This window comes from Serratia microhaemolytica, from assembly GCF_004011885.1.
GTDB lineage: Bacteria > Pseudomonadota > Gammaproteobacteria > Enterobacterales > Enterobacteriaceae > Serratia_G > Serratia_G microhaemolytica.
On record NZ_SBEF01000009.1, the window covers coordinates 45899 to 59739 of the forward strand.

At 48.6% G+C, this 13841-nt stretch carries 12 protein-coding genes; 2 read left to right on the forward strand and 10 right to left on the reverse strand.

Features of this window, described 5'->3' with window-relative positions:
• Positions 1–596 precede the first annotated feature (596 nt).
• The 7 genes from syd to ubiD all read right to left on the reverse strand — a co-directional run bounded on the left by syd (position 597) and on the right by ubiD (position 7208).
• On the reverse strand, positions 597–1148 hold the full coding sequence (syd, locus tag EOJ37_RS05620) for a SecY-interacting protein (RefSeq protein WP_127958713.1): 552 nt from the start codon (positions 1146–1148) through the stop codon (positions 597–599).
• Between the two features lie 221 nt (positions 1149–1369).
• Positions 1370–2137 carry a triose-phosphate isomerase gene (tpiA, locus tag EOJ37_RS05625; protein WP_127958715.1) on the reverse strand — a complete coding sequence of 256 codons (768 nt, stop codon included), beginning with the start codon at positions 2135–2137 and terminating at the stop codon, positions 1370–1372.
• A gap of 171 nt (positions 2138–2308) precedes the next feature.
• Positions 2309–2782 (reverse strand): tRNA (uridine(34)/cytosine(34)/5-carboxymethylaminomethyluridine(34)-2'-O)-methyltransferase TrmL, encoded by a 474-nt coding sequence (trmL, locus tag EOJ37_RS05630; RefSeq protein ID WP_127958717.1) that lies wholly within the window; start codon positions 2780–2782, stop codon positions 2309–2311.
• 52 nt (positions 2783–2834) lie between these two features.
• Positions 2835–4196 (reverse strand): envelope stress sensor histidine kinase CpxA, encoded by a 1362-nt coding sequence (cpxA, locus tag EOJ37_RS05635; RefSeq protein WP_127958719.1) that lies wholly within the window; start codon positions 4194–4196, stop codon positions 2835–2837.
• Entirely contained in the window at positions 4193–4891 is a 699-nt protein-coding gene (cpxR, locus tag EOJ37_RS05640; protein ID WP_127958721.1) for an envelope stress response regulator transcription factor CpxR, read from the reverse strand. Before cpxR ends, cpxA begins: the two co-directional genes overlap by 4 nt.
• A 73-nt stretch (positions 4892–4964) precedes the next feature.
• Positions 4965–5666 (reverse strand): NAD(P)H-flavin reductase, encoded by a 702-nt coding sequence (fre, locus tag EOJ37_RS05645; protein WP_127958723.1) that lies wholly within the window; start codon positions 5664–5666, stop codon positions 4965–4967.
• Between the two features lie 54 nt (positions 5667–5720).
• Positions 5721–7208: a 4-hydroxy-3-polyprenylbenzoate decarboxylase gene (ubiD, locus tag EOJ37_RS05650; protein WP_127958725.1), complete on the reverse strand. Its 1488-nt coding sequence runs from the start codon at positions 7206–7208 to the stop codon at positions 5721–5723.
• Positions 7209–7624: 416 nt separating this feature from the next.
• On the opposite strand from ubiD, the gene rfaH reads away from it, so the two are divergent.
• On the forward strand, positions 7625–8149 hold the full coding sequence (rfaH, locus tag EOJ37_RS05655) for a transcription/translation regulatory transformer protein RfaH (protein ID WP_127958727.1): 525 nt from the start codon (positions 7625–7627) through the stop codon (positions 8147–8149).
• A gap of 567 nt (positions 8150–8716) precedes the next feature.
• A complete protein-coding gene (locus tag EOJ37_RS05660; protein WP_127958730.1) occupies positions 8717–9475 on the forward strand; it encodes an NAD-dependent epimerase/dehydratase family protein in 759 nt (252 codons plus the stop codon).
• 5 nt (positions 9476–9480) lie between these two features.
• Here EOJ37_RS05660 and gorA read toward each other — a convergent pair whose 3' ends face one another.
• From gorA to EOJ37_RS05675, 3 genes are all read right to left on the reverse strand, one after another.
• Complete coding sequence (gene gorA / locus EOJ37_RS05665) at positions 9481–10833, reverse strand: glutathione-disulfide reductase (RefSeq protein ID WP_127958732.1); 1353 nt, start codon at positions 10831–10833, stop codon at positions 9481–9483.
• 158 nt (positions 10834–10991) lie between these two features.
• Entirely contained in the window at positions 10992–11834 is an 843-nt protein-coding gene (locus EOJ37_RS05670) for a 23S rRNA (adenine(2030)-N(6))-methyltransferase RlmJ (RefSeq protein WP_127958734.1), read from the reverse strand.
• 463 nt (positions 11835–12297) lie between these two features.
• Positions 12298–13578: a citrate synthase gene (locus EOJ37_RS05675; RefSeq protein WP_127958737.1), complete on the reverse strand. Its 1281-nt coding sequence runs from the start codon at positions 13576–13578 to the stop codon at positions 12298–12300.
• Between the last annotated feature and the right edge of the window lie 263 nt (positions 13579–13841).

Genomic DNA, 13841 nt, shown 5'->3' on the forward strand with positions numbered 1-13841 from the left:
AGCTCTCGATCTCCTTCCTGGAGGTGTCCCTATTATCTACCCTGAATATTCCAAACTATCATCCTGACAGCAATCCTTTTTCTCTCATCCTAAGTGCATCCTCTTTTCTCATCCTGAGCAGCTTCCATCCCTCTTTATCGTGCCTCCTTGCTCTCTTCCTAAGCGCTTCCTTTTTCCTCATCCTGAGTGCATCCCTTTTCTCTCTCCTTGAGAGACGTTTTCCTAACGTTTTCCTCTCCGCCGGGGTCCCTGCCGGTAGAGATAGAATCCCTTATTTGCTGTTTCATCACAAGGTAACGGCGGGTAGATTACAGAAACGAGTAATGCAAGTGCTGGCAATAAAATAATTTAATTTAATTTAAATCAAAATGTTATATTAAATTACGATTTTATTAAATGGAAAATTAATAGCGATGTCTTACATGTCATGTAAGACATATCTCACGATGCGTTAAGTAAAAAACCAAGATTATGCTGATAGTGATCACCAATATAGGTAAAAATCATGTTTGTTTTTTAACCTGCAGTAGAAACGGTTATTATTTTCAGTCGATTACGAGGTTAGTCGCGCGTTTTGTGTGCAACGAGCGTATCGATCAATCTGGGCAAATCGGCTGCAGTACCAATAAAAAATCAGCCAGTGAAGGTGATAACAGTTGCCGTTGAGTACTGCCAAGCTGTTCAAGAAGCACATTGCCACTGATGTTGCACAGCGAGATCACGGCAGTCTCGGCTGGCACGGTGGCTAAAAAAAGGGTTGGCGACAGTTTGCGTGCTTTCTGCGTTACCAGATGACCAATCAAATTTTGCTGTAAGCGGATAAAGTCCTGTTGGCTCCAGACTTGCAGTAGTGTCAGATCTTGCCCTGCAAATTGGGCAGGCATATCACCAGCATACTGTTGAGTATAAAAAGCATGTCCTTCGGGTCTCAGTACAATGTCGAACGCAGTTTCCACCTGTTTTAATGTTGCTGCGGGCAGAAACGGCTGGGGTAGCCAAAGAACACACTCATCGCGATTTTCGACTATACAGGGTGAAGCGAGGCCAGATAGCTCGTGACTGGCAGGTGCATGACCATAGCGCTGTTGCCACAATGCAACGTAGCGTTGAGTGAATTGGGTTAACGATTCGAGTCGATGTATCTCCATGTTTTATAACCTTGTTATGCTGTTTTTGCTCTACCGGTGAGTTCAGCACTTCGGTTCAATGACTGAGTTGCTTTGTCTATACCGGCTACGGGATGTTGAGCTGCTGACTGTGCTGTTAGCGGGATCGAATAGGGCAACACGAAGGTTGCCCTGATGAAAACTGGCCGAGTGACACTCTGCGTTGAGCCTGCCTAGCAATCAAATAGTCAGCTTGGAAAGCATTAGCCGTTTTTTGCTGCTGCGGCTGCTTTCACTATTGCGCTAAAGGCATCTGCTTTTAGTGAAGCGCCACCGACCAGTGCGCCATCAATATCTGGTTGGGCAAACAGTTCTGCCGCATTCTTGTCATTAACAGAACCGCCATACTGAATGATCAACTGCTCTGCAACCGCAGCATCTTGTTTGGCGATATGGTTACGAATGAACTTATGCACTGCTTGAGCTTGTGCAGGTGTGGCTGATTTGCCAGTACCTATCGCCCAGACGGGTTCGTAGGCAATGACTGCGCCGTTGAATGCAGCGGCACCTTGGGTTTTCAGTACTGCGTCAATCTGACGTGCACAGACTTCTTCAGTTTTGCCTGCCTCATTTTCTGCTTCGGTTTCACCAATGCAGAGCACAGGGATCAGACCCGCAGTCTTTAGTAGTGCGAATTTTTCTGCAATTGCAGCATCGCTTTCTGAGTGATAGGTGCGGCGCTCTGAGTGACCGATGATGATATATTGCGCACCAACATCTTTTAGCATGGTGGCAGAGATTTCACCGGTGAAAGCACCGCTGAGGTTGGTGTCAACATTTTGTGCACCCAGTGCAATGCGGCTGCCGCCCAAGGCACGCTTGGCAATATCGAGGTACATCACCGGGGGGGCGATAGCAACTTCACACCCATTGATGCTGCTGACTTCGTTACGCAGTGCAGCGATCAGTTCGTTAGTCATCTTGACGCTGCCGTTAAGTTTCCAGTTACCCATAACCAAGGGATGACGCATAGGTTTTCCTCCAACAAAGGGACGAGAGAATTGAAACGATACTGGCGCACAGTATATACACTTATGGTTTGAAGTTGCAGCGGGTTGTCACCTTGGTATATGCAGAAGCCGTGTTGATAACTTATCGAACGGTGACAGAAACTCTCGTGATACTGCCCAGCCCGATGCGGTTTAGCTGCGCAGTAATGCTCCGGCATACTCCAGTTGTCGCCAGGCTTCATAAACCACCACCGAAACAGCATTAGAGAGGTTCATGCTGCGGCTCTGTGGCTGCATTGGAATACGGATCTTTTGTTGTGTTGGCAGAGCATCCAGGATGCAACTGGGCAGGCCACGACTCTCTGGGCCAAATAGCAGGTAATCGCCAGCCTGGTAGTTAACAGCACTGTGTGCTGGCGAGCCCTTGGTGGTCAATGCGAACAGCCGTTGTGGTGTTTCACTGAGCTGGAAGGCAGCATAGTTGGCATGACGCTTGACTTGGGTAAATTCATGATAATCCAGACCGGCTCGACGCAGACGTTTATCATCCCAAGGAAAGCCCATTGGCTCAATCAGATGCAACTGGAAGCCGGTATTCGCGCACAGTCGGATGATATTGCCAGTATTGGGCGGTATTTCTGGTTCAAACAACACGATATTTAACATCTAGTCACTCTCTGGTGATCACAATATGGACAAAAATATTGCAGCGTTAGGGTTAATTGAATGGCAGCCAGATCAGTAATCGCAATCCGCCCAATCGGCTTTGTTCTGCGCGCGCCCAACCACGATGCTGTTTCACTACGCTATCCACAATCGCTAGGCCAAGGCCGCTACCACCACTTTGGCGATCACGTGCTTCATCGGTGCGGTAAAACGGGCGGAAAATCTGTTCGCGCTCTTCCGGGCTAACGCCAGGGCCATCATCATCAACAGTGATGGTGATCCCGTGCTCGTCATTGGCAAAGGTCACTTCGATCTGTTGCTGAGAGTAGCGCAGGGCGTTGCGTATCACATTCTCAAGTGCGCTTTCCAGTGCGGCCGGATTACCATAGATCACCAGTGCTGGCGGATGTGTAACAATGTTGAGCTGTTTACCGATTTGTTCCGCTTCAAATTTTGCATTTTCTAGCATTTCTGCCCAGATTTGATTGGCAGTTAGCCGTTCACGTATCAGTTCACTTTTTTGCTGTCCGCGTGAGAGTTCCAACAGGTCATTAATCATGCTATCTAAGCGCTGTGCTTCGGTTTCAATGCGTGCCAGTTCGCGGCATTCACCACGGCGGCGGCGCATTAGTGCGCTTGCCAGTTGTAAGCGCGTGAGGGGGGTGCGTAGCTCGTGTGACATATCGGAGATCAAGCGTTGCTGCGCGGTCATCATTCTCTCCAGCGCGCTGATCATCTGGTTAAAACTGGCTCCGGTGGCAACAAACTCTTGTGGTCCATGTTCCAATTCTGGATGCAGTTTCAGGTTACCGAGGGCGACTTGATCGGCCGCCTGTTTTAATTTTCGTGCCGGTTTGGCCAAGCTCCAGGCCAGCCATAATAGCAGCGGCGCGCTGATAAGCATGGTGACCAGCAGTAGCAGTAGTGGCCGATCAAACATCAGGTTGAGAAAATCAGATTGTGAACTGGTGGCTGGGCGGATCAGATAAAGTTGATACTGATCTTCACCATCACGTACCAAAAAGGGGCCGACCAGCTCAACACGGCCATAATTTTTCTTCTTCGGTTGTTCTGCGTCGCCCGATTGGCCAATAAAATGATGAACAACTTGCAGTTCATTGCGTTGTGCACCGATGATCCGCCCTTCAGCCGTCACGAGTAGCAAGCGTTGTCCGGGTGGAGCCCATTTATCAATGGCACCAAACAGCCGACGTAGCCACTGCTCATCAGCCGGCTGTTGTTGCAATTCGGTCTCAACATGCTGTTTGAGCATACCAGCTTGCCGCTGTTCGCTCTGCGGTAACTCGGTCATTTGGCGAGAGTCGAGCTTCGGTAGCATTAATACCAGCAATAGCACCAGAGCCAATGTAAACCAGAAGATAGCGAAGATGCGTGTTGTCAGGCTGTTGATCATCGCGTTGATACCATTAGGTAACCTCGATTACGCAGAGTTTTAAACCACGGCAGGCCATCTTTACGTGCCGGTAGCTTTCGGCGCAAATTGGAAACATGCATATCAATCGCGCGATCAAACGGCAGCGGACGTTTACCGAGCACCTGTTGGCTAAGCAGATCACGTGACACTACCTGACCGGCATGTTGGGCTAACAGACAAAGTAGGGTAAATTCGGCACCGGTCAGATCGAGCACATCCCCTTCAAATCTTGCCTCCTGCAGGCCGGGGAAAAGTGTCAGTGCATCTACCTGTAATATGTGGTTTTCACTCACTTTCTGTAGTGGCAGTTCGCGGGCAGTGGTGCGGCGTAGAATGGCTTTGATGCGTGCGATTAACTCGCGATCATTAAACGGTTTTGGCAGATAGTCGTCGGCCCCCAGTTCCAGGCCAAGTACCCGATCAAGCTCACTGCCGCGAGCAGTGAGCATCATCACCGGTGTCTGATAGTGTAGGCGTAGCTGCTTTAAGGTTTCGATACCATTTTTCTTTGGCATCATCACATCGAGCAGTAACAGGTCGATGCTATCATCAAGCAGCGACAACGCCTGTTCACCATCATGTGCTACCACAACAGTGAACCCTTCCATTTCAAGTAACTCCTGCAACAGCGAGGTTAGCTCGCGGTCATCATCCACTAACAGAATGTTGCTCATTGCCATTCACCTCCAGACAAAAAACGTCATAAACAGCCGTCATTCCATGATGGTGACCTGATGCAGGGGGATCTCAAATAAATGAGAAGGCGTCACCAAAAATATGATCAGCCAATGCGGCGCGTTCATTGCAGAAACGCTCACGTGCAACTTTTGCCATCTCAAAGCGTCCGGCAATGTAAATGTCATACTCAGCCAGTGAGCCAAAATCTTGCAATACAGCCGTTAACACAGTGCCAGAGCGACCAGTCCAGTCAGCTTCTGGCTGTTCAACCACTGGAATTACCTGTAGTTGTGGGTGCTGCTCTGCTAGCGTGTTAAGTTCATCAAGATCGTAAAGGTGTTTCGCTTCACGCCCCCCCCAATAGATCAGGATAGGACGCTCTGGCTGCTGCTCAAGTACTGTTAACAGAATTGAACGCGTATAGGAGAAGCCAGTGCCACCAGCAATCAACAATAGCGGACGTTGGCTCTGTTCGCGTAACCAGGCATCACCATGAGGCAGATCGATCATGATCGTCGGCTGTTTCAGAATGCGATCCATCACTGCCATCGCGTACAAATTGATCTCTGAAGCACCGATGTGCAATTCGATATATTGCTGTTGCATCGGTGTTGAGGCGATAGAGAACGGGCGCTTGTCACGTTCATCCATCACCACCATCAGATACTGCCCGGCTTTAAAAGTGAATGGCGCATCTGGCAGCAAACGTACTCGATAAACGGTGTCGGTAATCGCCTCTACCGAGGTCACTCTACAGTTTAATATTGTCATGCGATCCCTCTGTTAGGTCATCACGCAAAAGTTGAAAACAGAACTCGGTGTTGGTTAATTGTTAAGTTTCTGGTCAGGAAAAATGGCAAGTTCATGCCAAATAGCATCAATACGCGCGACAACTTGCTCATCACGCTGGATCGGGCGCCCCCATTCACGTTGAGTCTCGCCTGGCCATTTATTGGTGGCATCCAACCCCATCTTTGAGCCGAGGCCTGAGACCGGCGAAGCGAAATCGAGATAGTCGATCGGGGTATTTTCCATCAACACGGTGTCTCTGGCAGGGTCCATACGTGTGGTTATCGCCCAAATCACATCATTCCAATCGCGAGCGTTAACATCATCATCGCACACGATAACAAATTTGGTGTACATAAACTGGCGCAGAAACGACCAGACGCCCATCATCACGCGCTTAGCATGTCCGGCATATTGCTTTTTGATCGTCACCACGGCGAGACGGTAAGAACAACCTTCTGGTGGTAGGTAGAAATCGACAATTTCAGGGAACTGTTTTTGCAGAATCGGTACAAATACTTCATTCAGCGCGACGCCCATCACTGCCGGCTCATCGGGTGGGCGCCCAGTATAAGTCGAGTGATAAATCGCATCGCGTCGCTGCGTAACGTGAGTGACGGTAAAAACCGGAAAATGATCAACTTCGTTGTAGTAACCGGTGTGATCACCATAAGGGCCTTCAGGGGCAGTTTCACCCGGCTCAATATACCCTTCTAGGACAATTTCTGCGCTAGCCGGGACATTCAAATCGCACGACAGGCATTTAACCACTTCTGTTTTATTGCCGCGCAACAGTCCAGCGAAAGCATACTCAGAGAGGGTATCAGGCACGGGTGTGACAGCGCCCAAAATCGTTGCAGGATCAGCACCCAGTGCGACGGCTACTGGGAAGCGCTGCCCTGGGTGTGCTTGACACCACTCTTGATAATCAAGTGCGCCACCGCGATGCGAAAGCCAACGCATAATCAGCTTGTTCTTAGCCAACAGTTGTTGACGATAGATACCCAAGTTCTGGCGCTGTTTATATGGTCCACGAGTGATAGTTAGCCCCCAAGTGACCAGCGGTGCAACATCGTCTGGCCAGCAGTGCATAACGGGAATGCGATTGAGATCAACATCTTCTCCTTGCCAGACCTGCTGCTGACAAGGGGCAGAAGTTAACACCTTGACGGGCATGTTAAGAACTTGCTTGAATTTTGGCAGCTTATCAAACAGATCACGAAATCCATTTGGCGGCTCAGGTTCTTTTAGAAAGGCCAGGAGTTTACCGACTTCGCGTAGTGCGCTGACTTCCTCCTGCCCCATACCTAGTGCAACACGTTTGGTCGTACCAAACAGGTTGCACAGTACCGGCATTTGATAGCCTTTGGGGTTTTCAAACAGCAGTGCAGGGCCACCGGCACGTAATGTGCGGTCGGCAATCTCGGTCATCTCCAAATAGGGATCGATTGGCTGGCTGATGCGTTTTAATTCTCCTCTCTTCTCCAGCAGTGAGAGGAAATCACGTAGATCACTGTATTTCATTCAAGCCACAACGCCCTTGATTGGTATACCCGATGGCTTTCAGACCAGATAGCCACACTGACAGCCGTTTGAAGTCACCGAGGTATAACTTGATTAAATGAATGTATCCAGCTCATTACCGTTGCCAGTCGATAACCACAGCGAGTGTGTTGAGCACAGGAGCGATTTTTGTTTCTACGGTTAATCCAATTTATCGCTTTGGTTTAGCTTAACAGAGCGATTGACGCGCGCCAACTCTCTCCGCGCATTCAGCTAACGTGCCGCAGCTAACTGTTGAGGGTAAGAATTTTTCTTTTATTGGTTAAGGGTGTGCATGGTCGTCACGGTGGTAGCGCATGAATCGATACATTTTGAGTGTTAGCGGTCGGCATCAACTTTTGTTATGCTGCCCGCCGAGCAACCGGACAAGTGAATCTATGGAATCTTGGTACCTACTATATTGTAAACGTGGTCAGCTATTGCGGGCACAGGAACACCTTGTTAGACAAAATGTTAACTGCTTTAGTCCCACCATTATGCTGGAAAAGGTTGTACGCGGTAAGCGGGCAACCATCAATGAACCGCTGTTTCCCAATTACCTGTTTATCGAGTTTGATACCGAGTGTATCCACACTACAACCATTGCGGCCACGCGTGGGGTGAGCCACTTTGTACGCTTTGGTGGGTTGCCTGCTCAGGTGCCTAGCCAGGTGATTGAAGAGTTACACGCCTATCACGATAAACACTATCTTGATCCGAAAACTCCACAACCAGGAGACAGTGTTTTGATTACTCGTGGTGCGTTTATCGGCTTACAGGCGATTTACGGTGAGCCGGATGGCGAAACACGCTCAATACTGCTGCTGAATCTGCTGAATAAGCAGGTTAACTACAGTGTTGATAACCGTCAGTTTGAAAAGTTAGCGGTTAATGAGTGCAAAAATGACAGCAAAATGCGCTAAATAAAGCGGATAGAAAATACTGGTTAAACAGTTGGCTAGTTAATGCCGGCGGCTGTTGCTTATTTTTTATTCGCCACCGGATTACAGAAAATTAACAAATAAAGCTTCTGTAAATATCAAGAATAACAAACTAAAACCCTACCATCTGGCGCTGGCATGACTCATTTTTTTATTTAAATTTCAGTTAACTGGCTGTGTGTTTTTTTGGCTTGCTGGCTAACTGCGTTAAACACGTTCAATTGTTTTGCTGGCATTCTGTTGATAGTGAATACAATTCAATTAAAATATCTAATCATTCATGGTGGTTGAATGAGCATGCCTTCCATCAGCTAAAAACAGTATTATTGGCTGTTATCTTCACTATCAATAGGTTATCCATTATGTTACTTAGCGCTGTATCTCGATATTAACAGGCGGTTAATCGTGTCAATCACATAGCGTGATCAGCGCAGAACATGTCACAAAATGGCACAAGATATATCAGATCTTCTAATTAAAAGTGGACAAAAGCGATCCTGCGTATTATTACTATTGCCAACCAGAGTGAACGCGTGGATTGAGATAGCAATGGCATTACGTAGCAAGCTTGGGCGAGTTTTGATTACTGGTGCGGCTGGGCGTGTCGCGACAGCATTCAGGCAATTTGCTGGTCATCGCTATTCTCTGCGTTTGGCCGAAAAGGAGCTTTGGATGCTGCCTAAAGTGCAATCTGGCGAGCAACTGCTTGCCTTTGATATTTGTGATATTGAAGCCTGTCGCTCCGCTTGTCGCAACATCGATACCGTACTGCATCTTGCAGCGGTACCTCCACCGGAAACTGGTTTTTGCGTTTCGCTCATCGATAACAATATTCTTGGTACTTTCAATATCTTTCGTGCTGCGAAGGATGCAGGGTGCCAGCGTGTCGTGTTTGCCAGTAGCGCTCATGCGGTTGCTGGTTATCCTGTTGGTTATCAGGTACGACCGGAAGATGCACCTCGGCCGAAAAATATCTATGGTGCTAGCAAAGCGTTTGGTGAGGGGTTGGCTGCCTATTTTGCCTACCAAGAAGGCTTGTCGACACTCGCAGTGCGCATCGCAAATCTTGCCACGCTACAGTCAGAACCGCCTAAGCGGCATATGAGTGCGCGCGAGATGAGTGCATTTCTCAGTCACCGAGATGCAGCAGATCTGCTCGATCGCTGCATTCGGGTCCAGGACGTACAGCACGCGGTCGTGCATGGTATTTCTAACAACCGGCACAAAAGACTCTCTCTGGAAGAGACCTCGCAACTACTGGGTTATTATCCCAAAGATGATGCTTTTGCACTGTTTGGCTTTACCTGAGCACATTAGCGCATGGTCACAAACTCTTCCGCTGCGGTTGGATGAATAGCCACGGTGTTATCAAAATCTTTCTTAGTTGCTCCCATTTTGATCGCCACCGCAAACCCTTGTAGGATCTCATCCATACCGAAACCAATACCGTGTAACCCGACAATTTTCTCCTCTTCACCGACACAGACCAGTTTCATACGGCAAGGTTGACGATGTTGTGTCACCGCACTGTACATGGCAGTAAACGCGGATTTATAGACCTTGACCTGATCATCACCATATTTTTCTCTTGCCTGTGGCTCGGTTAAACCGATGGTTCCAATTGGCGGATGGCTAAACACCACCGTAGCAATATTGCTGTAGTCGAGGTGCTCATTCGGTTTGTTATTGAACAGCCGCTCAGAGAGACGCCGCCCTGCAGCAACCGCGACCGGCGTTAGTTCTACAGCACCGGTATTGTCACCAACGGCATAGATGCCTGCGACACTGGTATTCTGGAACTTGTCTACCTCGATGTAACCCTGTGTGTTGGTTTTCACCCCAGTGACAGCCAGATTGAGGTTATCAGTCTCTGGTTCACGACCGATCGCCCAGATCAGACAATCTACGCTGAAGGTTTTCCCATCCTCTAGTTGCAGTGTTAGGCTGCCATCAGCGTTTTTCACTACCGACTGCGGGATCGCCTCGGTGTGCAGCATAGGCCCTTCGTTGTTAATCACTTCCAGCAGTGTCTCTACAATCAGAGGATCAAAATTGCGCAGTGGTGCATGTTTACGCACAAACAGGTGCGTTTCTGCACCCAGTGCATTCAGTACACCGGCAATCTCAACTGCAATATAGCCAGCACCGACAATCGCCACCCGCTTCGGCATTGCATCAAGGGCAAAGAAGCCGTCCGAATCGATACCGTACTCTGCTCCAGGAATTGCCGGAATTGAAGGTCGGCCACCGGTGGCAATCAGAATGTGATCTGCACTGATTTGTTCACCATTTACTTCGATGGTGTGTGCATCAACAAAACGGGCAAAACCGCTAATGACATCAACCTTATTCTTACCCAGCACATTGTTATAAGAGGTATGAATGCGTTCGATATAGGCGCTACGGCTGCTGATCAGTTTTTGCCAGTCAAAGGCGTTCACCGTGGTATCGAAGCCGTAATCGGGGCCATAGAGATGGATAGCCTCAGCAATCTGTGCGGCGTGCCACATCACTTTTTTGGGTACACAGCCCACATTGACACAGGTGCCGCCAAGCGCTTTTGCTTCAACAATCGCGCACTTTTTACCGTACATTGCCGCCCGATTGATGGAAGCAATCCCACCGCTACCACCACCAATTGCTAGATAATCGTAATGTTTTGTCATCTTGGTTTTCCGTGAATTGTGTTATTCGAAAGGTAAGCAGTGTAACTGCTTGATCGAGCCTTAGCGTAAAAATCATATCGATAACTGTGATAACTCGTGCCTATCGGGTATCGCTGAAATTTGAGGCGCTAAGTGAGGGTGCTTAGCGCTGCAACTGTTTATTCAGCAACTAACCAGTTCACCAGATGATGACCAGTACCTGAAGGCACCAGTACCTGATGCAACCACGGCAGCAAACTTCTCATCTGCTGCTCCAACTTCCAGGGTGGATTGATCACAATCATGCCGGAGGCGGTCATTCCGCGCTGGCTGTTATCGGGCCGCACGGCCAGTTCAATTTGCAAAATGCGTCGAATGCCGGTGGCTTCCAGCTCTCTAAACATGCGTTTAATCTGTTGCCGTAATACCACTGGATACCAGAGTGCATAGGTGCCAGTGGCAAAACGTTTGTGGCCTTCGGCAATACTGCTCACGACCTGTTGATAATCGCTCTTGATTTCATAAGGCGGGTCAATCAGAACAAACCCACGGCGCGATAAGGGTGGCAATTGTGATTTCAGTTGCTGATAGCCATCTGCACGTTCAACCCGGGTACGCTGATCTTTTTGAAATTCGCGTCGCAGCAATGGGTAGTCGGTTGGGTGTAGTTCAGTCAGATGTAAGCGATCCTGTGGGCGTAACAGTTGTGCAGCAATCAGAGGTGAACCGGGGTAGTAACGCAGATTGCCAGCGTGGTTGACATGCTGTAGCACCTTCATATAGGCGCTCATCTCGGCAGGCTGGTCATCCCGTTGCCAAATTCTAGCGATCCCTTCGCGATATTCGCCTGTCCGTTCTGCGTGCAGATCGGTGAGTTGGTAGCAGCCTGCACCGGCATGGGTATCCAGATAGAGGAAAGGTTTTTCTTTTTCTTTCAATGACTCGATAATCAGACTCTGAACGGTGTGCTTCAGCACATCAGCATGATTGCCAGCGTGAAAACTGTGACGGTAACTTAACATGGTGTCCGATTATTCCTCGTGTGTGCCAGCCAATCTGACATTAACGCAATGCAGCTCAACAATTTCGACAGTATATACCTAAAGTGGCAGCAATTGCAGAGCGGTTGTTAGCAGCACTCGGCGAGTAAGCTGGATGATCGCTAGGTGCGACTGCACGTTGAAAATAGTGATCTCTCTGGATGAGGTGGGTTTATATAACTTATTGATTATTTTGTTTTTGTGATTTAACCGTTGCCCTGATATACCGGGTTTATTGAATGAATACAGTATGATCAGTTGAACGCTAAAACAGGATTGGTGAAGTAAAAAGTCAAGCTAAAGCAGCAGTAGCAAACACACGCTGCCGAGTGTCTTCCCCTGCTGGAGTCCGGGAAATCGGAACAGAAGGGAAAGACAGCCTCGGTTCACAGCCAGCGGCTAAAACAGAGCTCAGTGTGACAACTGTGCTGTGAGGGAGTACGACTTATTTCAGTTGTGATTTAAATTCACGCTCAGTGTAGCCAGTGTAAAGCTGGCGTGGACGCGCGATCTTCAGCCCTTCGTGGTGCATCTCGTTCCAGTGAGCAATCCAGCCGATGGTGCGTGCAATAGCAAAAATGACGGTGAACATTGACGTTGGAATACCGATCGCCTTGAGGATGATGCCTGAGTAGAAATCGACATTTGGGTAGAGCTTTTTCTCAATGAAATAGGGATCGTTCAGTGCAATATGTTCCAATTCCATCGCCACTTGCAGCAAGTTATCATCTTTCTTGTTCAGTTCTTTCAACACTTCATGGCAGGTTTCACGCATCACGGTGGCACGCGGGTCGTAATTCTTGTAAACGCGGTGACCAAAGCCCATCAGACGGAACGAGTCATTCTTGTCTTTAGCACGTCGAATGAATTCGGGAATGTGTTCAACCGTCTTGATCTCTTCCAGCATCTTCAGTGCCGCCTCGTTAGCACCACCATGTGCAGGCCCCCAGAGTGAAGCAATACCGGCGGCAATACAGGCGAATGGATTGGCACCGGATGAACCGGCAGTCCGTACAGTGGAGGTTGATGCATTCTGCTCATGATCAGCGTGCAGGATCAGAATACGATCCATAGCGCGTTCCAGCACCGGATTAACCACATATTCTTCGCATGGCGTTGCGAACATCATATGCAGGAAGTTGCCGGCATACGAGAGTGAGTTTTGCGGATAAACAAATGGTTGCCCAATCGAGTACTTGTAACACATCGCTGCGACGGTTGGCATTTTCGACAACAGACGGAACGCGGTGATTTCACGGTGGCGTTCATTACTGATATCAAGAGCATCATGGTAGAAAGCGGCGAGGGCTCCAGTGACACCACACAGCACCGCCATTGGGTGTGAGTCACGGCGGAAACCACGGAACAGATGTGTGATCTGATCATGGATCATGCTGTGGCGGGTAACCGTGGTCTTGAATTCAGCAAACTGTTCTGGGGTAGGCGTCTCACCGTACAGCAGGATATAGCACACTTCCAGATATGAAGAGTGCTTTGCCAACTGCTCGATCGGGAAGCCACGGTGCAGTAAAACGCCTTTATCGCCATCGATAAAAGTAATTTTTGATTCACAGGAAGCGGTGGAGGTAAAGCCGGGGTCAAAGGTGAAGTAGCCTTTTGAGCCCAATGTCCGAACATCTAAAACCTTAGGGCCGAGAGTAGGGGTAAGTATGCCCAGTTCGATCGGTTCTTTGCCATTGATATTTAGCGTCGCTTTGTCTGTCATTTACACTCTCCTTAAGCGCTTTATTTTAAAACCTCTAACAACTGGAATAGCTTAAAATCTCAATAGTTTGTCCACCATGTAGACTATTTACCCAATAGTTTGGTGGGCAGACTGACTCTGTGAACAGCGTTACCGATATTGCAGTGGGGCACAGAGCGCTAACCAGGCGAAAGAGGACGATTTATAAATCATCATTAATAACTCTTTAATGCCTACCACACCGAATCTTGCCGGTGTATTAATTTAGAGGCTATCCCATTAGG

Excerpts from the sequence above, each read along its gene's own strand:
- syd (WP_127958713.1), bottom strand. The coding sequence starts at position 1,148 with ATGGAGATACATCGACTCGAATCGTTAACCCAATTCACTCAACGCTAC.
- tpiA (WP_127958715.1), bottom strand. The coding sequence starts at position 2,137 with ATGCGTCATCCCTTGGTTATGGGTAACTGGAAACTTAACGGCAGCGTC.
- trmL (WP_127958717.1), bottom strand. The coding sequence starts at position 2,782 with ATGTTAAATATCGTGTTGTTTGAACCAGAAATACCGCCCAATACTGGC.
- cpxA (WP_127958719.1), bottom strand. The coding sequence starts at position 4,196 with ATGATCAACAGCCTGACAACACGCATCTTCGCTATCTTCTGGTTTACA.
- cpxR (WP_127958721.1), bottom strand. The coding sequence starts at position 4,891 with ATGAGCAACATTCTGTTAGTGGATGATGACCGCGAGCTAACCTCGCTG.
- fre (WP_127958723.1), bottom strand. The coding sequence starts at position 5,666 with ATGACAATATTAAACTGTAGAGTGACCTCGGTAGAGGCGATTACCGAC.
- ubiD (WP_127958725.1), bottom strand. The coding sequence starts at position 7,208 with ATGAAATACAGTGATCTACGTGATTTCCTCTCACTGCTGGAGAAGAGA.
- rfaH (WP_127958727.1), top strand. The coding sequence starts at position 7,625 with ATGGAATCTTGGTACCTACTATATTGTAAACGTGGTCAGCTATTGCGG.
- EOJ37_RS05660 (WP_127958730.1), top strand. The coding sequence starts at position 8,717 with ATGGCATTACGTAGCAAGCTTGGGCGAGTTTTGATTACTGGTGCGGCT.
- gorA (WP_127958732.1), bottom strand. The coding sequence starts at position 10,833 with ATGACAAAACATTACGATTATCTAGCAATTGGTGGTGGTAGCGGTGGG.
- EOJ37_RS05670 (WP_127958734.1), bottom strand. The coding sequence starts at position 11,834 with ATGTTAAGTTACCGTCACAGTTTTCACGCTGGCAATCATGCTGATGTG.
- EOJ37_RS05675 (WP_127958737.1), bottom strand. The coding sequence starts at position 13,578 with ATGACAGACAAAGCGACGCTAAATATCAATGGCAAAGAACCGATCGAA.